Here is a 20,752-nt window from a genome sequence, read left to right on the forward strand (position 1 = left end):
AGGTTCGGCGGATGGCTGACGCGATTTTCGAGCACCCCCGGCTGGCCGCCGTCTACGACCCGCTGGACCCCGACAGGAGCGACCTCGACGTCTACGTCGCCGTCGCCGCCGAGCTGGGCGCGCGTACCGTGCTCGACATCGGCTGCGGCTCCGGCACGTTCGCGCTGCTCCTGGCCGAACGCGGGATCGAGGTGACCGGCGTCGACCCGGCCGCGGCCTCGCTCGACGTCGCCAGGGGCAAACCGGGCGCCGACCGGGTGCGCTGGACCCACGGCGACGCCACGGCCCTGCCCCCGATGCGGGCCGACCTGGCCGTCATGACGGCGAACGTGGCGCAGGCCGTCGTCGAGCCGGACGCCTGGCGCGGCACGCTGACCGGCGCGCGGGAGGCGCTGCGGCCGGGCGGGCACCTGGTGTTCGAGACCCGCGACCCGGCCAGGCGCGCCTGGGAGCACTGGAACAGGGAGGAGACGCACCAGGTCACCGACGTGCCGGGGACGGGCGTGGTCGAGTCGTGGGCCGACCTGATCGACGTCAGCGGCCCGCTGGTGACGTTCAGATGGACGTATGTGTTCGCCGCCGACGGGGCGGTGCTGACCTCCGAGTCCGCGCTGCGCTTCCGCGAGCGGGACGAGATCGAGGCGGACCTGGCGGCGGCCGGATACGTCCTGGAGGAGATCAGGGACGCTCCCGACCGGCCGGGCAGAGAGTTCGTGTTCTTCGCCCGCCGACCCGAAGAGTGAGGGTGCCCCCAAGGCCGCCGTGTGGAGTCCGCCCGGGTTCCCGCATTTCTACCCACGGGAGTCGATGAGCACGTGCACCTCGGTATCGGAGGTGTCGCTCAGTCCGCCGGCCAGGCCGGCTCCAGTAAGCGACGCGATGACCAGAGCCGTCGCCGCGATGATCGTCACGGGTGTGAAGGAACGCCGCGCCCTCGGCGGGAGCGCGGCTGGGACGGCGACAGGAGGAGCGTCCGGGGCAGGCGGGCGTGACCGGCCGGCCTGGCGCGCGGCGATCCCGGCGTGGCAGGTCTGCCAGACCCGCAGATCGTCATCCGCAACACCGCACGCTTTGACGAACGCGACGAGCAGCTCAGGGCGCGGCAGCCGGTCCTTGCCCAGCATGGTCGAGGCGGTGGAGTAGGGCAGGGTGTCACCTGCCGCGGCGGCGCGCCGGTCCAGCTGCCGGAAGCTCAGCCCCGACCACCTCTTCAGCCGCCGCAGCTCGGCCATGAAAGCGGCGGCATCGGCGATCCCGGCCGGTGACGGTGCGGGTGTGGTGGTCATGGTCATCCTCCGGTGATTCTCTGAGCTGGCCGTACGGTGTCCCGCACAACCTCGGACACCTCGACATGTTGATCAGAGCGCGACCCGGTGGTCAAGGTGGTGGCCCCCTCGACGCTCAGGAGGTCGAATGAGGTGGCTTCGTGTGGGTGGCGTGCTCCTTGCCGCCATGATCACGCTGACCGCGTGCGGAAACGGCGCCATGACCTGTCCGGCGAACCCGGGCCCGATCGGCGTGTTCGTCGCCGACACCATGCCGAAGGAGGGCAGCGGGACAGTCATGGCCGCCCGTGGCGGCCGGATCGCGTACTGCGAGGGCTTCGGCCTGGCGGACCGCGCAGCCGGCGTCCGGGCGAGCTGCGACACGGTGTACGACGTGATGTCGATCACCAAGCAGTTCACCGCGGCCGCGATCCTCAAGCTGGAGATGATGGGAAAGCTGCGCGTGACCGACCCGATCAGCCGCCACCTCGGTCCGGTCCCCGCGGACAAACGGCCGATCACCCTGCACCAGCTCCTGACGCACACGGCCGGACTGGCCGAAGGACTCGGCGACGACTACGACGTCCTGTCCCGCGACGAGTTCCTGGCCAGGGCGCTCGCCTCGAAGCCGCGATCGGCTCCCGGCATGACGTTCCACTACTCGAACATGGGCTACGGGCTGCTCGCCGCGATCATCGAGAAGGTCTCCGGGCTCGGCTACGAGAACTTCCTGGCCGAGCACCTGTTCGCTCCCGCGGGCATGACCCGGACCGGGTACGTGCTGCCGAAGTGGGAGACGGGCCGGATCGCGGTGGAGTACGACGACAAGGGAGCCGGCCACGGCAGGCCGATCGCCCACCCGTGGGCGCAGGACGGCCCGTACTGGAACCTGCGCGGCAACGGAGGCATGCTCTCCACCGCCCGGGACCTGCTCCGCTGGCACCGCGCCCTGTCCGGCACCGGCGTGCTGTCGGCGACGGCCAAGGGGAAGATGTTCAGCCCGCAGGTACGCGTGCCCGACTCCCAGGAGTCCTACGGATACGGCTGGGTGATCTCCGACACGGACGCCGGACGAATCGCCTGGCACGACGGCGGCAACTCGTGGTCGCTGGCGAACCTCGCGAGGTCCCTGGACGACGACGTCATGGTTTTCTGGGCCAGTAACCACGCCTACCAGCGAGGGCGGTGGGACTTGGAAGACCTCATGGAACCGCTGACGTGGGGCGTCGCCTGCCGCGCGCGGACCGCGGCGGTACCCACGAGCGGTGGCGCAGGTGGTTGAGCCCGTTATGAATTTCGACCTTAAGGATTCGGTAAGTGCCGTACGGAAGGGTGATCTCAACAGCGAGGCACTGACGAAGGAGACCACAATGAGGAAGCTCGTCGAATCCACGTTCGTGACGCTCGACGGCGTCATCGGCGACCCGCACATCTGGGGCGCCCCCTACTGGGACGAGGACCACCAGGAGTACGCCTCGAAGCTGCTGTTCGAGGCCGACACGCTGCTCCTGGGCCGGGAGACGTACGAGGGGTTCGCCGAGGCGTGGGCCGGCCGCTCCGGCGACGCGTACACCGACAAGATGAACAGCATGCCGAAGTACGTCGCCTCCACCACGCTCAAGAGCGCCGAGGCATGGAACGGCAACCTGATCGAGGGCGACGTCGCCGAGGCCGTCGCGGAGCTGAAGCGGCAGCCCGGCCAGAACATCCTCAAGTACGGCACCGGCGCGCTCGACCGCACGCTCATCGAGCACGGGCTGGTCGACGAGTTCCACTTCTGGATGTTCCCCGTCCTCGCGGGCGGCGGCGACCGGCTGCTCAGCGGCCTGATCGACCTCACCCACCTCCAGTTGCTGCGGACGACCCCGTTCACCTCGGGCATCGTCGTCCTGACCTACGGTCCGAAGCGCTAGGTGCGGCCCTCGCCGTCCTGTACTAGCATCCGACAGGACGGCGGCACTCTCCCGCCGAACCTCCAGAGCGGGCTCCCACGCGGCCCGCCCGAAGCGGAGGCAAAGGGGACGCGAGGAGCCTCGGGAGTCGCGTACCGACCGGTCGGCGATCTTTCGTGGCCGCCACGGGCCGCGGGCGTGGGCCGGGTCCTGGCGATGGTCGCGGGAAGAGTCGTACATGACCAGCAAGAAGCAGCTCAAGGCGCGCGTCAGGGCGCGGATGGCCAAGACGGGCGAGAGCTACACGACGGCCCGCCTGCACGTCGCGGGCCGCGCCGAGCAGGCGAGCGACGGCGGGTGGCGCTTCTCGGGCGGCAGGCATCCGTCCAGCGCCGCCATCGCGTCCGTGCTGGCCAACCAGGGGGCCGCCGTCAGCGAGCCGCTGGTGTTCCTGGCCGGCGGCGGCATCGGGGCCGGCTACATCCTGTGGGAGTTCCGCCACGACGACTCCCGCCACGTGGTGCTGGGCTTCCGCAACCAGTGGCAGTACCACGACCGCTGGATGGCCAAGACGCTCGGGCGGCTCGGGGTGCCGTACGAGGAGCACCGCACCGCCGGGGCCCGAGCCGCCGCGACCAAGCTCAGCGCGGAGCTGGACGCCGGACGGCCCTGCGTGGTGCTGCCCGACCGCTACCACCTGGGCTACTGGCACCTGCCCGCCACGCTCGACGGGTACGGCGGGCACCCCGTGGTGGCCTACCGGCACGACGAGGACGGCGTCTACCTGGACGACCGGGGCCGGGCGCCGATCCACGTTCCCAGGGAGCGGTTCGACGCCGCGCGGGCGCGGGTGGGTTCGTACCGGAACGTCCTGCATGTGCTCCGCCCCTCCGGCCCGCCGGACGAGGCCACGCTGGCCGCCGCCGCACTCGACGGGCTGCGCGACTGCGTGGCCCACCTGTCCGCCGCGTCCGACTCCTTCTCCCTGCCCGCCTGGCGCAAGTGGGCCCGGCTGCTGGTGGACACCCGCAACGCCAAGGCGTGGCCCAAGGTCTTCGCCGACCGGCGCGGCCTGGCCGGCGCGCTGCTGTCGATCTGGGAGGGGGCGCAGCCGGTCGGCATGGACGGCGGGAACCTGCGCGACCTGTTCGCCGACGCGCTGGACGAGGCCGCCGCCCTGCTCGACCGGCCCGCCCTCGCGGAGCCGGCCGCCCGTTTCCGGGAGATCTCGGGGCTCTGGCACGAGCTGGCGGAGGAGGCGCTGCCCGCGCGGGTGCCGGAGTTCGCCCGGATCAGGGAGCTGACGGCCGCCGTCAAGGAGAGCGTCATGGCGGACGGCACGGAGGGCGGGCCTGCGGCGGCATCGGCCGCCGAGGAGCTGTGGGCGGCCCGCGCCGCCGCGAACGACTCCCTCGCCGCCGACGGCGATCCCGGCCCGCTCTTCGCCGCGCTGAGCGCCAGGGTGAGCGCGATCTACGAGGCGGAACGGGCCGCGATCGACCGCCTGTCGGCCCTGCTGACCTGACGACCGGCGAAACCCGGCGACGGGATGGCCGGGTGGTGAGTAGCGGACCTGCCGGAGTGACGGCCGTTCGGTCGCGCGAGGCCGCCGACGTACCGGAGTGACGGCCAATCTCCTCTCTTGGGAGGAAGCGCCGCTTTCGTCCGCGTGCGGCTAGGGTGAGTCGTCGGAGGAGGGAGGGGTCATGCGTACTCGGCTGTCGGCCGCTTTCCTGCTCCTCCTCTCGTGGTTCCTCCCACCGGCCGCCCACGCGCAGGCTGTTGCGCAGATCACCGTCGCGCAGGCCCAGGCGTGGCGGCCCGACCAGCACCATTCCGGGGTACGGCAGCTACCGCCCCCGGCCCCGGCCCTAAGAGCGTGGGCGGGCCCCGGCAGCACGACCGGCACCCCGGCCGCGCTCGCGACCGGCCTCCCGGCGTTCCACGCCCCGTGGGCCGTCGTCGTCGGCGACCCGGCCACCGGCACCCCGCCGGCCCGTCGCCCGCTCGCGGCGGCCGCGCGGGCGCCTCCCTCCACAGTGCGCTGAAGAACGTCTTCTTTCCGCACGTCACGAGCCTGTGGAGGCTTTCATGTTCCGTGCGCCGTTCTGGCGTGCGGTGGCGGCGTGTGCCGTCATCGCGATCTCCTTGGTCATCACCTTCAACGCCGCGCCACGTCTGGGCCTGGACCTGCGCGGCGGCACCCAGCTCGTCTTCGAGACGAAAGACTCGCCCACGGTCAAGGCCGACGCGGCCGCCACCGACCGCGCGATCAACGTCCTGCGCCAGCGTGCCGACGCGCTCGGCGTGGTCGATCCCACCCTGGTCCGCTCCGGCGAGCAGCGGATCATCGTCGAGCTGCCGGGAGTGCTCGACCCGAGACAGGCGGCCGAGGTCATCGGCCGTACCGCGCAGCTCGCCTTCCACCCCGTGCTCGGCGCCGCCGAGGAGGGCGACGGCACGGCGGTGCGCGACGAGAACGGTCAGCCGCTCAAGCTGGGACCCGCCGCCATCACCGGCGACGGCGTGAGCGACGCCGTCGAGAGCAGCGACCCGCAGCGCGGCCCCGGCTGGTGGGTCAGCCTCAGCTTCCGCGACGCGGCGGCCTGGCAGAAGCTGACCGGCCAGGCGGCCTGCCGGCCGCAGGGCGACCCCCAGCGCCGCGTCGCCATCGTGCTGGACAAGGAGGTCATCTCCTCGCCGCCGATGGATCCGTCCGTGCCCTGTGGCCCCGGGATCCCGGGCGGGCGCGCCGACATCACCGGCTCGTTCACCCACGAGGAGGCACGCGATCTGGCCGTGCTCATCAAGGGCGGCGCCCTGCCGGTCCCGCTCGACCTGGTCGAGCAGCGGACGGTCGGCCCGACGCTCGGCGAGGCGGCCATCAAGGCCAGCGCCGAGGCGGCGGTCGCGGGGCTGATCCTGACCGCCGTGTTCATCGTGGCCGTCTACCGCCTGGCCGGGCTGCTGTCGGTGATCGCGCTGCTCTGCTACGGCGTGATCTCGTACGCGGCGCTGGTCGCGATGGGGGCGACGTTCACGCTGCCGGGGCTGGCCGGGTTCGTGCTGGCCATCGGCATGGCCATCGACGCCAACGTGCTGGTCTTCGAACGGGCCAGGGAGGAGTACCAGCAGGCGCCGCGCCGCGGGCTGCGCGGCGCGCTGGACCGGGGGTTCAAGAACGCCTGGAGCGCGATCGCCGACTCCAACGTCACCACCCTGATCGCCGCCGGGCTGCTGTTCTGGCTGGCCTCAGGACCGGTGAAGGGCTTCGGTGTCACGCTGGCCGTCGGCGTGCTGGCCTCGCTGGTCTCGGCCATGCTCATCACCCGCGTGCTCGCCCACGCCGTCATCGGCCGGATCGGGCCGCGCCTGTCCGGTTTGGGCTCGGCGGGGGCGGTCAGGACCTGGCTGACGCGCAGGAACCCGCAGCTCATGCGGGCGGGCAAGGTGTGGCTGGCGGTCGCGGGCACGGTCGCGGCGGTGGCCGTCGCCGGGCTGGCCGCGCGCGGGCTGAACTTCGGCGTCGAGTTCACCGGCGGCCGGCTCGTCGAGTTCGCCACGTCCAGGCCGATCTCGGCCGAGGCCGCCGGGCAGGCGGTGTCGCGGGCCGGGTTCCCCACGGCGGTGGTGCAGGTCAACGGCGACGGCGTCTCCGTACGCGCCGCGAACCTCGGCATCGAGCAGGCCGCCAGGATCGAACAGGCCCTGGAGACCCAGGCCGGAGAGGTGACCAAGACCCGCGAGGAGTTCATCGGCCCCAGCCTGGGCGAGGAGCTGCGCCGCAACGCCCTGATCGCGCTCGGCGTGGCGGTGGCCATGCAGCTCGTGTATCTGGCCGCGCGCTTCCGGTGGACGTTCGGCGCGGCGGCCGTGCTGGCGCTGGTGGTGGACGTGATCGTGGTGGCGGGGCTGTTCGCTTGGCTGGGCAAGCCGATCGACGGCGTGTTCCTGGCCGCGATGCTGACGGTCGTCGGCTACTCGGTCAACGACAAGGTGGTGGTGTTCGACCGGGTCAGGGAGCTGTGGACGGCCCGGCGCGGTGAGCCGTTCGCCTCAGCCGTGAACGGCGCGATCCTGCAGACCATGCCGCGCACCGTCAACACCGGCCTCGGCGCGCTGTTCATCCTGGTCGCGCTCATGTTCTTCGGTGGCGACTCGCTGCGGGACTTCGCCATGGCGCTGGTGGCCGGGATCGTGACGGGCACGCTCTCGTCGGCCTTCGTGGCCGGGCCCGCGGCGATCCTGCTCGGCCGCCTCGACCGGCGCCCGCCGCCCCAGCCGGCCGCCCCGCGCGAGCGCAAGGCACGTACAGGATCGGGGGCGGTGTTGTGACGACGGCGCTGAGGTGACGGCGGGCCGGGCGTGGGGAAGGTGTCCAGACGAGGGAGAAGGGGCTGGGCGAGCGGGGAAGGGGTCCGGCATGGAGGTGCTGAGCAGTCGTGTGCTGTTGCGTCCCCGCGACCCGGCCCGCAGCCGCCGCTTCTACGCTGAGACGCTCGGCCTGGCCGTCTACCGCGAGTTCGGCCCGCCGGACCACCCCGGCGTCGTCTTCTTCCTGGGCCAGGGACTGCTGGAGCTGTCGGGCAGTTCCCCGGACGGCGCCGGGCCCGGTGTGTCGCTGTGGATGCAGGTACGCGACGTCGCCCGCGAGGAGGAACGCCTCCGGCGGGCCGGCGTCACCGTTCTCCGCGAGGCCCGCACAGAACCCTGGGGATTGATCGAGTTGTGGATCGCCGATCCCGACGGTCACCGTATCGTTCTGGTGCAGGTTCCGGCCGACCACCCGTTGCGGCGCGACGCCCGCTGACGCCGGGGCCGCGAGCACCGCGGAGGAGCACGCGCATGACCGCCTACCGGATTCTCGCCGTGGACGACGACCAGACGCTGCAGCGCGCGCTCTGGCGCGGCCTGCGCATGGAGGGCTTCGCCGTCGACACCGTCGATTCCGGGCCGCTCGCCCTGGACAGCGTCAGAGACGCTCCTCCTGACGCGATCCTGCTGGACGTCTCGATGCCCGGCATGTCGGGCATCGAGGTGTGCGCCCGATTACGTGAGGCGGGCACGCACGCGCCGGTGCTGATCCTCGCGGAACGGGACGAGGTCGAGGAGCGCGTGGCCGGGCTGGCCGCCGGGGCCGACGACTGCGTGATCAAACCGTTCGACCTGTACGAGCTGGTCCTGCGCCTGCGCGCGCTGCTGCGCCACATCGCCCCCGCACCCGCCGCCACCGTCGAGGTCGGCCCGCTCACCCTCGACCCCGCCGCCCGCCGGGTCACGCTGGAGGGCCGTGAGGTGCGGGTGACGCGGCGCGAGTTCGGCCTGCTGGAGGTGCTGGCACGCAACGCCGGCCTGGCGATGTCGCGCACGCTGCTGCTCGAACGCGTCTGGGGCTACGACTTCGAGGTCACGGGCAGCCCGGTGGACGCGTTCGTCGGCGGGCTGCGCCGCAAGCTGGAGTCGGACGGCCACCCGCGCATGCTCCACTCCGCCGGCGGCACCGGTTTCATCCTGCGCGAGCCGCCCCGGTAGCCCGCGGCCCGTCACCGAAAGCGACGTCCGACGCGGGCTCGGGCCGCCCCCGCACCACCTCGGGCGCGGCGTAGCCGGGCGTGTAGCTGACCGCGCTGTTCGGGGTGATCGTCTCCGCGCCCCCCACCCGGTACGCGGCCCCGAAGTCGGCCACCTTGGCCGTGCCGTCCCCGGTGACGACCACGTTGCCCGGTTTGATGTCGCAGTGGACGATGCCCTCCGCGTGGAACGCCGCCAGCGCGCCGGCGATCTGGGCCCCGATCCGCGCCGCCGTCTCCGGCGGCAGCGGCCTCCGCCCTTCCAGGCTGCCGCCGGGGACGTGCTCCATCACCAGCCACAGCGCGAGCCCGCGCCGCCCGCCCGCGCGCACGGCGTGGTGCAGGGTGACCACGTGCGGATGGCTGAACCTGGCCGGCGCCCGCGCCTCGGCCCACAGCCGGTCGAGTCCGGCCGTGCCCTCGACTGCCACCCGTTTGAGCGCGACATCGCGGCCCAGCTCCAGATCGCGGGCGAGCCACACCTCGCCGGTACGTCCGCGCGCGAGGGGCCGCGTCAGCCGGTAACGTCCGTCCACGGTCGTGCCCCGGCGTGCCGCGAGCCTCCCCGTTGCGGACCGCCCCTGCATCAAGCGCACGAAAAGAGGCTAACGAGTGAGAGAACGATCACGCAGGGTTTCCCCGGGACCGGTCCCGGAGGCATCGCCGCACCATTGATCAGGGTTACCGATTTCGTAAAACCTCATGACATCTCCGGACAGCAAGGAGGACCATGTCCGCCAAGATCGCCACCGCGCTCGCCGTGACCGCGTCCCTCGTCCTGACCCCGGTCGCCGCGCACGCGACCGCCGCCACCGCCGCCTCCGCGACCGCGACCGCGACCGCCAAGCCGAACCTCCGGGCCTGCTACGACGGCAAGTGCAAGCTCACCCTCACCAAGAGCGTGTCGTTCCGGGTCAGCTCCCGCTTCGGCATCACCCGGCTGGCCATCGCCTTCAACTCCAGCATGGTGAAGGTGCGGGGCACAGGGGCGTACGTGTCGTCGCAGGCGGTGCTCGGCCGCGGCTCCTCCGGCTCGGTCAACGGCATCGGCGTGCGCATCCTGTCGTTGTCGGGCAGCAAGGCGGTGCTGCGCCTGTCGCCCGTGCGTTGAGCAACGCTCGCCGTACGTCGAGTCACGCCCGCGCGCGGCCGTTCCGTACGAGCAGCAGCGCGATGTCGTCCATGCGCCGCTCGATCCCGGCCTGCGCGATGAGCGAGTCGGCCAGGGCGTGCAGCGGGTGGCGCGGCGACGGCGTGAAGCCGGCGGCCAGGGCGGCGATGCAGTCGCCCAGGTCGAGGCCGGGCTCCTCGATGAGCCCGTCCGTGTAGAGCATCATCACGGAGTCCGGTGGGAGCGGTACGTCCACAGTCACGTACTCGGCGTCGGGGTCGATGCCGAGCAGCAGCCCGGGTGGGGTCTCGACGACCTGCCCGGGGGCGCCGGGCCGGCCCAGCACGGGCGGCGGGTGCCCGGCGCTGGCCAGGCAGGCGGTGTGCCGGCGCAGGTCGAAGGCGACGTACAGGCAACTGGTGAAGCGGTCGGGGGCGAGTTCGGTGAGCAGCCGGTTGGTGTGCGCGAGCACCTCGCCCGGGCTGGCCCCGGCGGTCGCGTGGGCGCGGACGGCCGTGCGCACCTGCCCCATCAGAGCGGCGGCGGTCACGTCGTGCCCCTGCACGTCGCCGATGACGGCGGCGACCTTGGTGTCGCTGAGCCGGATCAGGTCGTAGAAGTCGCCGCCGATGTCCATGCCAGGGGTGGCCGGCACATATCTGGCCGCCACGTCCAGGCCGGGCAGGTGGGGGAGTGTGCGCGGCAGCAGGCTCGACTGCAGGCACTGGGCGAGCTGGTGCTTGACGTCGTAGAGACGGGCGCGCTCGAACGCCTGCGCGATCAGCCCGGAGAGGGCGATCAGTGAGGCCCGCTCGTCGGCGCCGAACTCGTGCGGGCGGTCGTAGGCCAGGACGCACGTCCCGATGGGACGGCTCGACGTGATCAGCGGCAGGAACGCCCACGCGCTCATGTCGTCGGAGCACACGGCGTCCGGGTACGCCTCGCGCAGCTCTTCCCGGCTGCCGAAGAACGCAGGCGTCAGCGCGTCCCCCTGGGCCGGCGGGATCGCGCCGCGGCTGTCGAACTCCTCGACCGCCCGCGGGCTGTAGCCGCGCGAGGCGACCACCCGCAGCCGTCCGCCCTTGCCGGTGAGGATGGCCAGGGCCTGGATGTCGTAGACGGGCATGATGTGGTCGGCGACCTGGTCGATCACCTCCTGCGCGGTCATCGCCCGCGCGAGGGAGGTGGCCAGCCGCAGGATGTCGTGCACGGCGATCATCCGGGGCGGGGTCACGATGTCCACCGGTTCGAGCGCGGAGCCGCGCGTCGCGGGGGCCGGGGCGATGCGCACGGTGAGGCCGGACAGCCCGGGACACAGCTCGAACGTCAGCCGCCGCCCTTCGGGGTTGCGGGCGACGAAGCGGGTGATCCGGCGGCTGATGACCGCGGCGCGGTAGCGGCCCTCGTACGCGGGATCGCCCAGCCAGGGCAGCACCTCCCACAGCCGTTTGCCGACCACGTCGGCCGGGCGCAGGTCGAGCAGATCGGAGGCCTGCGCGCTGATCAGTGTCACGCGGCCGTCCACGTCCAGCCCGCAGAACCCCTCGGGCAGCCGGTTGACCAGCTCCAGCGCGACCAGGTCGGCTCTCGGGTCCGCCTCCTGGGACGGGCGCGGGCCGAGGACGCGCGGCTGGGACCCGGCGGTGATGGGCCGGCCGCGTTCCGCCGCACGCTTGATCAGCTCGCCGAGCCGGGCGCAGGTGTCGCTGATGATGTCGAGCTGGCCGGGGTCGAGCTCGTTGACGCGCCCGGCAGGCCACAGCAGGAAGAACCCGCCGACGACGGTGTCACCGGCGCAGACCGGGGCCAGCGCGGCCGCGAACTGGTACGGGAGCGACAGGGCCACGCCGGGGAACTCGCGGGCCAGGTGCTCACGGCCGCTGATCCAGATGAAGCGTTGTTCGCGGACCGCGACGGAGAGCGGAATCGCCTCGGTCAGCCTGATCCGGGCGAACGATCGCGCGATCGAGGTGGGCAGGCCGATCTCGATGACCATCCGCAGCAGGTTGCCGCTCCTGTCGAGGACATAGACCGCGCCGACGTGGGCGCCGGTGCCGGTGACCGAGCTGATCAGCAGCTCTTCGAGGCGGGACGAGTCGTTCGCCACGCCGCGCGCCGACACCTTGCTCGCCGGCACCGTCTCACCACTCCACGCTCATGTGACGGGTACCGGACAACCACCTGAAACCCCCCATACGGGCAGAATACACGCATAAGGCGCAGGGGGCTGATCACACGCCGCCGGGAACAGGGCCGGAGAGCGGGGGCAGCCATAGCACCCGGCCGAAGAGCTGATGCATGTGCGCGCGGAAGCGCCGCAACTGACCGGAGTCGTCGACGCCGCTCCTGAGCCCCTGCCCCTCGAGCACCCCGCTGAGGACGAAGCCGTGCACACACCAGATCATCGTGTACGTGAGGTGCAGCGGATCGGCCTGCACCGGCTCGGTCAGCCTGGTGATGCTCGCCACGAGATACCGCGTCAGCGGCTGGGCGTCCCTCGCCTCCACCTCGAAGATGTCGCTGGCGTCCGACAGCCAGCGATGCATCCACAGCGCGGGCACCTCGGGATGGGCCACGCACATGTCGATGTAGGCGTCGAGGAACCGGTGCAACGCCGGCCCGCGTCCTTCGGGCGGCGTGGCCGCCAGTTCGTCGGTGTAGGGCTGGAGGGCGGAGGCGACCAGCTCACGGATCTGCTCCATGACGTCCAGGTAGAGCTGCCGCTTAGTGGTGACATGTGCGTTGATGGCCGGTATGTCCACTCCGGCGGCGTCGGCGATCTGCTCAAGGGAGGTGCTGTCATAGCCAAGCGCGGAGAAGAGTTTGGTGGCCACCCGCAGGATCAGCTGCCGCTCACCGCCTTCTGGTGGAGAGTCCATGGACGCGACCCTAGGCGGGGTGTGCCGCCGAACCTATGACTTGATCGACAAGTGCCGGTAAAAGCCAGCGGCAGGCGTTCGGTATCGTGCCCGAAACCGACGGAGGAGCCGCCTCACCCCGCCGGCTACCAGGCACTCGCCGACGCCGTACCGGACGCTCTGTTCCGCTGATCCGCAACCGCCCGCACATAACGATTAGCTGTGAGTCTTTGCCCCCTATGTGCCCCTGTCGGTCCCGCCATGGAACGCTACGAGCGGCATGTTCAGCGTTGGGATCAGGTGAGAATCGGGTGGCAAGGACAACCGGGGGATCGTGGTGGCGGCGGTTTGGCAGGGCCACCACCTACGCGGCCGGGGCGAGCGCCCTGGCCGTCGTCATGGCGAGCTGCGGCGCGACGGGTCAGGCGGAGCAGGGGGCCCCGCCGCCGGCGACGGAGAGCAGCGCCGCGCCCGAGACGCGGAGCGCGAGCCCCGCGGCCAAGCCACCGTCGGTGGACGAGGGCTGGCCCCGCTGGGGCTTCACCCACACCGGCGTCAGCGCCAACAACGTCACGCAGGAGTTCGAGCAGGCCGTCGCCGGCAACCTCGCCGGTACGCCGATGCTGCAGAACCAGCACATCATGGGCTTCGGCGCGCTCAACCCCGAGCCGTACCCCGGTCAGTACTTCTGGGAAGACCTCGACAGCCGGATGAACGTCATGCGGCAGTCGCGGGCCACTCCGGTGATCACGCTCTGCTGCGCGCCCGACTGGATGAAGGGCGGCCCTGAAGGCCCCACGGAGGAGTCGGCCTGGGGCGAGCACCTGGAGGACGCCCCCTACCCCGAGCACTTCGACGACTTCGCCAAGCTCTCGGCCGCGGTCGCCACCCGGTACAAGGACGTCAAGTACTTCATGGTGTGGAACGAGTTCAAGGGCTTCTGGAAGGACCACGCCAAGCCCGCGGACTACAAGGGCTACACCCAGCTGTACAACAAGGTCTACGACGCGGTGAAGGCCGCCCGTCCCGACGCGCTGGTCGGCGGGCCGTACCTCGGCTTCGACAGCAACAGCGGCGGCGACTCGGAGCTGCGCGGCGACTGGGGCGTCGTCAACCAGAACGTCCTCGACGCGTTCAATTATTGGTACGAGAACAAGAAGGGCGCCGACTTCATCGTGGTCGACGGCGCCTCGGTCACCGACGCGCACGAACTGCTGCCCGACGAGTTCGGGGCGCTGAGCAAGTTCAGCGCGGTCACCAAGTGGCTGCGCGAGAAGACCGACGACCTGCCGGTCTGGTGGTCGGAGTGGTACTTCGTGCCCGAGGACGGCACCAAGTGGGACGAACCCAAGCGCCTGGCCGTCCAGGCGGCGTCCATGATGGAGTTCGCCCGCAGCGGCGTCGCCACCGCGCTCTACTGGAACCCGCAGGCCAAGCAGGGCCCGTGCCAGGGCTGCATGTGGGAGCCGCGCAGCGGGGCCCTGACGCCGACCGGCCGGCTCGTGACCGGCTTCGCCAAGTGGTTCCCCGCCGGGGCGCAGCTCGAGTCCGTGGAATCGTCCGACCCCGCGGTCAGGGTGCTGGCCCAGCCGGAGCAGCTGCTGCTGGTGAACACGACGGACAAGGCGGTCAGCACGACCGTGGACGGCAAGGAGTTCGCGCTCAAGGCGTACGAGATCAAATGGAGCGGCCGCTGACCTGTCGGGGAGGGCCGGAACTCCGGCCCCGTGCCGATCGTTGACGCGGCGGCAGAAAAACGATCTTCGACAGGGGAGTACAGACCCGTGGTCTTCAAAAGGATGCTGGGCGCGTTCGGCGTCGGCGCGCCCTCGGTGGACACCGTGCTGTCCACGCCGCGGACCCAGCCGGGCGGCACGCTGGAGGGAGAGGTACGGCTCAAGGGCGGTGACTTCGACGCCGAGATCGAGCACGTCACCCTCGGCCTGGTGGCCAGGGTCGAGATCGAGCACGGCGACGGTGAGGCGGCCGGGCTCGGCGAGTTCTCCCGCGCCCAGGTCTCCGGCCCCTTCACGCTGCGCAAGGGCGAGGACCGCGTGATCGACTTCCGGCTGCCGGTCCCGTGGGAGGCCCCGATCAGCGAGATCGGCGGGCAGCCGCTGACCGGCATGGCGGTGGGCGTGCGCACCGAGCTGGCCATCGCCAAGGCCGTCGACAAGGGCGACCTCGACATGGTGGCCGTCGAGCCGCTGCCGTCGCAGCTGCGCATCCTGGAGGCGTTCCTGGGGCTCGGCTTCGCGTTCAAGTCGGCCGACCTGGAGGCCGGGCGGCTGTACGGCGTGCGCCAGGAGCTGCCGTTCTACCAGGAGATCGAGTTCTACCCGTCCGGCCGGTACGCGGGGGTGGTCGGCGAGGTCGAGGTGACCTTCGTGGCCGATCCGGCCGGGCTGGAGGTGGTCCTGGAGGCCGACAAGCGCAGCGGCCGCTACTCCTCCAGCGACGCCATCGGCCGCTTCCACGTCAGCCACGAGGACGCCCTGCACACGGACTGGGCCGGCGAGCTCGGCCGCTGGCTCGACGGCCTCTCCCAGTACGGCCACCCCGGCCCCTCGTACGGCGGCCACCACGGGCATTACGAGCACGATGACCACGGCGGGCACCACGGCGGGCACCACGGCGGGCACCACGGCGGTCCCGGCCTCGGCATGGTGGCCGCCGCCGGCGCCGCTGGGGTGGTCGGCGGGCTCGTGGCCGGTGAGGTCGTCGAAGAGGTCGTGGAGGAGTTCTTCGAAGGGGACGAGGAGGGCGGCGACTGGTGACGCGGGGGTGCCCGGAGTCTCCGCGGTGCCCGGCGCCTCCGCGGCACCCGGGGAGGGAGGGGTGCCCGGCGGCGTCCGTGCCACCTGACCCGCCCGCCACGCACCCCTGACTCCGCTTCACCGATCACGGGCGGCGGCCGTCCGGCCGGATGGCCGCCGCCCGTGGCCGGGTCACTCGCGGCGTTTGACGTACATTCCGGCCGTCAACGAGACCCCCAGCGCGGCCAGCGCGATCTGGATGACCAGCTCGATCCAGTCGACGCCCCCTGTGTCGGCCACGCCGAGCCCGGCGGCGATGGTGGTGCCGATCAGGGCGGCGACCACGCCGATCACGATGGTGAGCCAGATGGGGATGCGCTGGCGGCCGGGAACGACGAGCCGCCCCAGGACGCCGATCACGATGCCGATGATGAGGCCGGAGATGATTCCGGTGATTTCCATGCTGCGCCTCCCAGAAGGCCAGGCGATCTTCCGTCACCGGGTCAACGAACGACCGGGCCCTCAGAGTTTCGTGCCGTCCGCGGGCAGCCGCCTGGCGGCCACGCCGGCCCAGCCGAGGCCGAGCGCCGTGACCATGAGGACGCCCCCGGCCCCCAGCCCGGCCGCGACCAGCCCCGCCGCGCCCGGCAGCAGGATCTGCCCGGTGCGGTTGCCGACCAGCCGCAGCGACATCGCCCGCCCGCGCAGGCCGGGCGGCGCCGACTCGGCCAGCCACGACATGGTCAGCGGCTGCCCCACGCCGAGCCCGAAGCCCAGCACGAGCAGGACGCCCAGCAGCAGCCACAGCGGCATCGGCAGGGGAGTGAGGAGCATGGCCACAGCCGCCGCGACCGTGCTGGTGACCAGGAGCCGGCGCCGCCCGACCGCCTGGGACAGGCGGCCGAGGAAGAAGCGCGAGGCCATGGAGGCCAGGCCGCGCACGGTCAGCAGCAGGCCGACCGTGCCGGCGGCGAGCCCGTGCTCGGTGCCCATGGCCGGCAGGTAGACGAGCGTGATGTCCACGGCGGCCAGCACGACGCAGCTCGTGATCAGCGCGTACGCGAGCCCGGGGCGGCGCAGCAGGGAGCGCACGCCGCCGCTGTCGTCCCGTTCGCCCGCCTCGGGGCGCGGGCTGCGGGCCAGCAGCGCCGACAGCACGACGAGCAGCACGGCCAGGCCGCAGGACCACAGGAAGATGGTGCCGGTGTCGGGGATGGCCCGCTCGCCGCCGAACACGGAGATCAGCACCGGCCCGGCCGCCTGGCCCAGCGAGGCGGCGAACGTGTAGCGGCCGAACGCCGCGTCGTGGCCGCCGCGCCGGGTGGTGTTGGCCACCAGCGCCTGCTGGGCGATGACGCAGCCGAGGTGGCCGGTCCCGAGCAGGATCCCGGCCGTGACCAGCCCGGCGACGGTGTGCCCGAGCGTCAGGAACGCGACCCCCGCGGCCACCAGCGTCAGCGCCCCTGCCACCGCCATGCGCCGCTCGCCGTACCGGTCGGCCGCGTGCCCTGCGGGCAGGGCCAGCAGCAACGGGGCGATGGCGAAGCTCGCGCCGAGCACGCCGAGCCACGCGGGTGGCACGTCCAGCTCGATCGCCCGGTACGACATCGTCGGCCGCAGCACGAACGTGACCACCTGTGTGGTCACCGCGTGGGCCAGCAGCACGCCCAGCGCCCGCCGCCGCTGCCACGGCTCAGACATCGGTCAGCCGTTCCCGCTTCGTTATCCCGCAAAGCACGTATACGACCATATAGGGCCATATTTCGTGCAGGATGGGGCCCTGGGGCCCTCAGCCTCATAGCGCCCGAAGCGGTCGCGCGGCGGGCGGCGCCCGGCAACGGGCCGGCCTGCAATCGGGTTGTAAGTCCGGAGAAAGTGTCCAGAATAAGTTGACTCACTGCCCGATCGAGTCAACCCCCGAGGAGCCGACGTAACCAGCATGACCGTATGGAGTGAGCTGCGCATGACCGCCACTCCTCAGCTCTCCATCTCGATCTCTCCGCACCTCACGGCCGTGGCCATGATCAGCGACGCCCTCGCGGGCCGCCACCGCGGCCTGCCGGACCTCTGGCGCCAGGCGCTCAGGTCTCGCGTCGGCCGGCCAGGCCACCAGGCGGTGCGCTCGCTCGCCGCCCCCGGCTACTCCGTCGTCCCCGACTGCATCGTCCCCAGCACTCCCGCTGCCGGAGACGTCCCCGTGCAGGTCAGCGCCCTGCGCGAGCTGCCGCCCGAGCGCCTGATCGCCGACCTGGAGCAGGCGTTCCACGGCGGAGCGCTGCCCGTGCACTGGCGCTTCGCCGCCGAACAGCCCGCGGCCTGGCTGCACGGCTACGCCGGCGCCCTGTCCGAGGTCTGGAACACCGTCGAACCCCTCTGGCTGCGCGCCCGCCCCCTCCTCGACAGGGAGGTCAACCGGGTGGGGCTGGCCGCCGTCCGCGGCGGGGTCGAACTGCTGCTGGGCTCGCTCAACCACCGCATCGCGTACGGCGAGAGCGGCCTGCTCATCTCGGACGTCGAGTCCAGCCGGTTCGACCTCGGCAACAGGAAGATCGTCCTGGTGCCGATGCTGGCCGGCAAGGACGCCGTGATCGTCAGCCTGGATCACGAGGAGGCCGTGTGGATCGCGTACCCGGTGCCGGGCGCGGAGTCCCTGTGGCGCCGGCCCGCGGCCCCGTCGCGGGACGAGCTGTCGGCGCTCATGGGCCCGGTACGCGCGGACCTGCTGTGCAAGATCGCCCGGCCCATGACGATGAGCATGCTGGCGGTCGACCTCCAGGTCGCGCCCAGCAGCATCACCTACCACTGTGACCGGCTGCGGGCCGCGCGGCTGATCACCAGGGAGCGGCGCGGCCGGGAGGTGTGGGTGGGTCGCACCCGCCGCGCCGAGGAACTGCTGGAACTGTTCCACCGCGCCTGACACGCGAGAAGGGCGCGCCGTCCCGGCGCGCCCCCTCAGTGTCCTATGCTCAGCGCACGCCGAGACGGTGTGCCGATCAGCCCTCGCCGAACTGGTACAGCAGCGGGCCGTCGAGCTTCCAGCCCGGCTCGTCCGCCAGGATCTTGCGGGTGTGCGACTCGATCGCGAGGCGCCACTTGTTGTCGTTCGACAGCCGGAACACCTTCACGTCCCCGCCGGCGCCGGCCGAGCCGGGGGCGTACCCGAGGATGCCTTCATAGCGGAACGCGCCCGAGGTCACCAGGCGCTCCCGCTCCGCCGTCGACCCGGTGACGATGTAGCTGGCCTTCTTCGCCCAGCGCAGCCGGTAGAGCGGCTTGCCGCCGGCGAACGGGGCGGGCGAGAGGTAGTACAGCGGCGTCCGCGTCGTGGACCAGCCGTGCTTGGCGACGGCGTCGCGCTTCTCCGACTCGCTCGCGGTGTAGAAGAACCCGCCGTCCTTGGTCACCAGCTCGTACAGCTTCACCCGCTGCGCGGCGACGCCGGTCGTCTGGGCGGTCATTTGGGCGGTCATTTGGGCGGACGTCTTGGTGATCGTCGCGGCGGAGGCCGTGGCGGTGGCGCCGAGGGGCAGGGTGGCGCCCAGCGCCACCGCCAGCCCGAGGACGGTGGCGCGGGTCATGCGGCCCGAGGACGAGGCCATGGTGGTTTTCCCTCCGAAGTGCTGTTCAGTACGCCGGTCACGCTAACGGCGACCGAACAGCCATTCGGATCACTTCGACGAACCTGAAAGGGGCCCCGGACGGGCTCCGGTCAGAACGTCACCAGCGGATCCCCGACGAAGTCGGCGATGAAGTTGACGAAGAAGAAGCCGAAGAACAGGAAGTTGAGCACGAGGATGACGTAGTGCCAGGGCCTGGGGCGGGCCGGGCGCGGCAGCTTGCTGTTGAGGTACATCAGCAGGAACGGATACACCAGAGCGCCGAGGTTCGACATGTTCGCCGACCACTCCACGAGCCCCACCGGCAGCGACTGGAAGATGATGATCGAGATGACCACCAGCAGCAGGAGCATGAACGGGTAGTAGAAGCGCCGAGGGTCACCCTCGATCAGCCGGCGCAGGCGCGGGCTCGTCGCGTTGGCCGCGTCGGTGGTCACCCGCACCATCGCCTCGAAGATGCCGAGCTGGGTGGAGAACAGGATCAGCACGCCCACCAGCAGCGAGATGTAGAAGACGACCTGCCCGTACTGGTCGCCCAGCGCGGTGGCCACGAACGTGGGCACGTTCGCCCGCGTCGGCTTCTCGCCCGACATCGCGACCGCCTGCGACATGAGCAGGGTGGGCAGCAGCATGCCGAGGATGGCGCCGACGAAGAACACGCCCCACATGTCCACCATGAGCAGCCGGTACCAGCGCCGCCACAAGCTCCGGTTGCGTTCGTCGTCGGGGAAGGTGACGCCGCTGGCCAGGATGGTCGTCCGCTCTCCGCGCAGGCCGGAGATGTAGCCGACCCGGTAGCCCATGCCGTAGCCCTTGTCCCGGTAGTGGCCCATGACGTACCAGTTGAGGCCCGAGGCCAGCGCGGTGAAGCCGGCCAGGCCGCCGAGCTGGGTGGCGGTGATCCCGGCGGGCGGGGCGGCCGGGGTGAGGAAGCCGCGGATGCCCTCCCACCACTGGCTGAACGGCACCACGAGCAGGTCCACCGCCAGCAGGGCGATCAGGATGGTGCCGACCATGACCCAGTTGGCCAGCTCCAGGGCGCGGCTGATGCGGCGGGCGGCGGCGGTGATGAGGAACACCAGCACGAGCAGGCCGATGGCGTACAGCCGCGGCTCGACGTCGTCCGCTCCCGGGGGGACGCCGTGGACCAGCGCGTACACGCCCTGACCCGCCGACGCGGCCCACCCGCCCGCGATGAAGGCGAAGATCACGATGAGCACCGACAGGGGCACCCACAGGGGCCAGCCCGGCGGCACCCGTCCCCAGCCGACGACCGGCGTCTCGCCGGTCGCGAGGACGTAGCGCGAGCACTCGACGTTGTAGAACGTCTGCAGCAGGGCCGACACCACGATGACCCAGCCGACGCCGACGAATCCGTACTGCCCCACGCTGAGGGGGCCCAGCAGCCACTCGCCGCTGCCGATCGAGATGCCCAGGGCGATCAGGCTGGGGCCGACGGCGTACTTGAACAGTTCCTTGATGCCGAGCCGGGGGACTTTGAAGACCTCTTCCGGGGTCGGCAGATCGGTGACTTCGAGATCGGGACGGCTGACTCCGAGTGGGTGCGACATGTCAGTGCCTCCTGCCGTTCAGGGTGATCCCGAAGGGCGGTCATCACAAGACCCAATTGCCCGGTGTTGTGGCCTTCTCGGGCACGTCCGGGATCGGTTCAGACGGGTGGTC

Annotated in this window: 20 protein-coding genes; 12 read left to right on the top strand and 8 right to left on the bottom strand. The window is 71.6% G+C overall.

Features of this window, described 5'->3' with window-relative positions; all coding sequences use genetic code 11:
* Positions 1–11: 11 nt before the first annotated feature.
* Positions 12–743, top strand: coding sequence for a class I SAM-dependent methyltransferase (locus tag AB0C28_RS26915; protein ID WP_358078252.1), 732 nt, complete (start codon positions 12–14; stop codon positions 741–743).
* Positions 744–791: 48 nt separating this feature from the next.
* On the opposite strand, the gene AB0C28_RS26920 is transcribed toward AB0C28_RS26915, so the two are convergent.
* Positions 792–1,286: a helix-turn-helix transcriptional regulator gene (locus tag AB0C28_RS26920; RefSeq protein ID WP_358078255.1), complete on the bottom strand. Its 495-nt coding sequence runs from the start codon at positions 1,284–1,286 to the stop codon at positions 792–794.
* A 127-nt stretch (positions 1,287–1,413) separates the two neighbouring features.
* Here AB0C28_RS26920 and AB0C28_RS26925 point away from each other — a divergent pair, with 127 nt between their 5' ends.
* The 7 genes from AB0C28_RS26925 to AB0C28_RS26955 all read left to right on the top strand — a co-directional run bounded on the left by AB0C28_RS26925 (position 1,414) and on the right by AB0C28_RS26955 (position 8,689).
* A complete protein-coding gene (locus tag AB0C28_RS26925) occupies positions 1,414–2,547 on the top strand; it encodes a serine hydrolase domain-containing protein (protein ID WP_358078258.1) in 1,134 nt (377 codons plus the stop codon).
* Between the two features lie 88 nt (positions 2,548–2,635).
* Positions 2,636–3,178 carry a dihydrofolate reductase family protein gene (locus AB0C28_RS26930; RefSeq protein ID WP_357850508.1) on the top strand — a complete coding sequence of 181 codons (543 nt, stop codon included), beginning with the start codon at positions 2,636–2,638 and terminating at the stop codon, positions 3,176–3,178.
* Between the two features lie 217 nt (positions 3,179–3,395).
* The gene (locus AB0C28_RS26935) at positions 3,396–4,682 is read left to right on the top strand and encodes a BtrH N-terminal domain-containing protein (RefSeq protein WP_358078261.1); all 1,287 of its coding nucleotides are present in this window, start codon (positions 3,396–3,398) and stop codon (positions 4,680–4,682) included.
* A gap of 181 nt (positions 4,683–4,863) precedes the next feature.
* On the top strand, positions 4,864–5,205 hold the full coding sequence (locus AB0C28_RS26940; RefSeq protein ID WP_358078264.1) for a hypothetical protein: 342 nt from the start codon (positions 4,864–4,866) through the stop codon (positions 5,203–5,205).
* Between the two features lie 43 nt (positions 5,206–5,248).
* Positions 5,249–7,492: a protein translocase subunit SecD gene (gene secD, locus AB0C28_RS26945; RefSeq protein WP_357850517.1), complete on the top strand. Its 2,244-nt coding sequence runs from the start codon at positions 5,249–5,251 to the stop codon at positions 7,490–7,492.
* A gap of 88 nt (positions 7,493–7,580) precedes the next feature.
* Complete coding sequence (locus AB0C28_RS26950; protein ID WP_106249696.1) at positions 7,581–7,967, top strand: VOC family protein; 387 nt, start codon at positions 7,581–7,583, stop codon at positions 7,965–7,967.
* 35 nt (positions 7,968–8,002) lie between these two features.
* Positions 8,003–8,689: a response regulator transcription factor gene (locus AB0C28_RS26955; RefSeq protein WP_357850521.1), complete on the top strand. Its 687-nt coding sequence runs from the start codon at positions 8,003–8,005 to the stop codon at positions 8,687–8,689.
* On the opposite strand, the gene AB0C28_RS26960 is transcribed toward AB0C28_RS26955, so the two are convergent.
* Positions 8,664–9,314, bottom strand: a complete 651-nt coding sequence (locus AB0C28_RS26960; protein ID WP_357851392.1) for a serine/threonine-protein kinase — start codon at positions 9,312–9,314, stop codon at positions 8,664–8,666. The two genes, AB0C28_RS26955 and AB0C28_RS26960, sit on opposite strands and share 26 nt — an antisense overlap.
* A 143-nt stretch (positions 9,315–9,457) precedes the next feature.
* Between AB0C28_RS26960 and AB0C28_RS26965 the strand changes: the two genes are divergently transcribed.
* The gene (locus tag AB0C28_RS26965) at positions 9,458–9,838 is read left to right on the top strand and encodes a hypothetical protein (RefSeq protein ID WP_358078267.1); all 381 of its coding nucleotides are present in this window, start codon (positions 9,458–9,460) and stop codon (positions 9,836–9,838) included.
* A gap of 22 nt (positions 9,839–9,860) precedes the next feature.
* On the opposite strand, the gene AB0C28_RS26970 is transcribed toward AB0C28_RS26965, so the two are convergent.
* Positions 9,861–11,975, bottom strand: a complete 2,115-nt coding sequence (locus AB0C28_RS26970; protein ID WP_358078270.1) for a SpoIIE family protein phosphatase — start codon at positions 11,973–11,975, stop codon at positions 9,861–9,863.
* 94 nt (positions 11,976–12,069) lie between these two features.
* Entirely contained in the window at positions 12,070–12,717 is a 648-nt protein-coding gene (locus AB0C28_RS26975; RefSeq protein WP_358078273.1) for a TetR/AcrR family transcriptional regulator, read from the bottom strand.
* Positions 12,718–13,007: 290 nt separating this feature from the next.
* Here AB0C28_RS26975 and AB0C28_RS26980 point away from each other — a divergent pair, with 290 nt between their 5' ends.
* The gene (locus AB0C28_RS26980) at positions 13,008–14,393 is read left to right on the top strand and encodes a xylan 1,4-beta-xylosidase (RefSeq protein WP_358078276.1); all 1,386 of its coding nucleotides are present in this window, start codon (positions 13,008–13,010) and stop codon (positions 14,391–14,393) included.
* Positions 14,394–14,480: 87 nt separating this feature from the next.
* Positions 14,481–15,473 carry a sporulation protein gene (locus AB0C28_RS26985; RefSeq protein WP_358078279.1) on the top strand — a complete coding sequence of 331 codons (993 nt, stop codon included), beginning with the start codon at positions 14,481–14,483 and terminating at the stop codon, positions 15,471–15,473.
* Positions 15,474–15,644: 171 nt separating this feature from the next.
* Here AB0C28_RS26985 and AB0C28_RS26990 read toward each other — a convergent pair whose 3' ends face one another.
* Positions 15,645–15,914 carry a GlsB/YeaQ/YmgE family stress response membrane protein gene (locus AB0C28_RS26990; RefSeq protein WP_357850538.1) on the bottom strand — a complete coding sequence of 90 codons (270 nt, stop codon included), beginning with the start codon at positions 15,912–15,914 and terminating at the stop codon, positions 15,645–15,647.
* 60 nt (positions 15,915–15,974) lie between these two features.
* On the bottom strand, positions 15,975–17,153 hold the full coding sequence (locus tag AB0C28_RS26995) for an MFS transporter (RefSeq protein ID WP_357850541.1): 1,179 nt from the start codon (positions 17,151–17,153) through the stop codon (positions 15,975–15,977).
* Positions 17,154–17,391: 238 nt separating this feature from the next.
* On the opposite strand from AB0C28_RS26995, the gene AB0C28_RS27000 reads away from it, so the two are divergent.
* Positions 17,392–18,369: a hypothetical protein gene (locus AB0C28_RS27000; RefSeq protein WP_357850544.1), complete on the top strand. Its 978-nt coding sequence runs from the start codon at positions 17,392–17,394 to the stop codon at positions 18,367–18,369.
* A 76-nt stretch (positions 18,370–18,445) separates the two neighbouring features.
* On the opposite strand, the gene AB0C28_RS27005 is transcribed toward AB0C28_RS27000, so the two are convergent.
* A complete protein-coding gene (locus AB0C28_RS27005) occupies positions 18,446–19,051 on the bottom strand; it encodes a hypothetical protein (RefSeq protein WP_358078282.1) in 606 nt (201 codons plus the stop codon).
* A gap of 110 nt (positions 19,052–19,161) precedes the next feature.
* Positions 19,162–20,640, bottom strand: a complete 1,479-nt coding sequence (locus tag AB0C28_RS27010) for an Nramp family divalent metal transporter (RefSeq protein WP_357850550.1) — start codon at positions 20,638–20,640, stop codon at positions 19,162–19,164.
* Positions 20,641–20,752: the final 112 nt, after the last annotated feature.

Source organism: Nonomuraea sp. NPDC048892, from assembly GCF_040649735.1.
Classification (GTDB): domain Bacteria; phylum Actinomycetota; class Actinomycetes; order Streptosporangiales; family Streptosporangiaceae; genus Nonomuraea; species Nonomuraea maheshkhaliensis.

Excerpts from the sequence above, each read along its gene's own strand:
- AB0C28_RS26915 (WP_358078252.1), top strand. The coding sequence starts at position 12 with ATGGCTGACGCGATTTTCGAGCACCCCCGGCTGGCCGCCGTCTACGAC.
- AB0C28_RS26920 (WP_358078255.1), bottom strand. The coding sequence starts at position 1,286 with ATGACCACCACACCCGCACCGTCACCGGCCGGGATCGCCGATGCCGCC.
- AB0C28_RS26925 (WP_358078258.1), top strand. The coding sequence starts at position 1,414 with ATGAGGTGGCTTCGTGTGGGTGGCGTGCTCCTTGCCGCCATGATCACG.
- AB0C28_RS26930 (WP_357850508.1), top strand. The coding sequence starts at position 2,636 with ATGAGGAAGCTCGTCGAATCCACGTTCGTGACGCTCGACGGCGTCATC.
- AB0C28_RS26935 (WP_358078261.1), top strand. The coding sequence starts at position 3,396 with ATGACCAGCAAGAAGCAGCTCAAGGCGCGCGTCAGGGCGCGGATGGCC.
- AB0C28_RS26940 (WP_358078264.1), top strand. The coding sequence starts at position 4,864 with ATGCGTACTCGGCTGTCGGCCGCTTTCCTGCTCCTCCTCTCGTGGTTC.
- secD (WP_357850517.1), top strand. The coding sequence starts at position 5,249 with ATGTTCCGTGCGCCGTTCTGGCGTGCGGTGGCGGCGTGTGCCGTCATC.
- AB0C28_RS26950 (WP_106249696.1), top strand. The coding sequence starts at position 7,581 with ATGGAGGTGCTGAGCAGTCGTGTGCTGTTGCGTCCCCGCGACCCGGCC.
- AB0C28_RS26955 (WP_357850521.1), top strand. The coding sequence starts at position 8,003 with ATGACCGCCTACCGGATTCTCGCCGTGGACGACGACCAGACGCTGCAG.
- AB0C28_RS26960 (WP_357851392.1), bottom strand. The coding sequence starts at position 9,314 with ATGCAGGGGCGGTCCGCAACGGGGAGGCTCGCGGCACGCCGGGGCACG.
- AB0C28_RS26965 (WP_358078267.1), top strand. The coding sequence starts at position 9,458 with ATGTCCGCCAAGATCGCCACCGCGCTCGCCGTGACCGCGTCCCTCGTC.
- AB0C28_RS26975 (WP_358078273.1), bottom strand. The coding sequence starts at position 12,717 with ATGGACTCTCCACCAGAAGGCGGTGAGCGGCAGCTGATCCTGCGGGTG.
- AB0C28_RS26990 (WP_357850538.1), bottom strand. The coding sequence starts at position 15,914 with ATGGAAATCACCGGAATCATCTCCGGCCTCATCATCGGCATCGTGATC.
- AB0C28_RS26995 (WP_357850541.1), bottom strand. The coding sequence starts at position 17,153 with ATGTCTGAGCCGTGGCAGCGGCGGCGGGCGCTGGGCGTGCTGCTGGCC.
- AB0C28_RS27000 (WP_357850544.1), top strand. The coding sequence starts at position 17,392 with ATGACCGTATGGAGTGAGCTGCGCATGACCGCCACTCCTCAGCTCTCC.
- AB0C28_RS27005 (WP_358078282.1), bottom strand. The coding sequence starts at position 19,051 with ATGGCCTCGTCCTCGGGCCGCATGACCCGCGCCACCGTCCTCGGGCTG.
- AB0C28_RS27010 (WP_357850550.1), bottom strand. The coding sequence starts at position 20,640 with ATGTCGCACCCACTCGGAGTCAGCCGTCCCGATCTCGAAGTCACCGAT.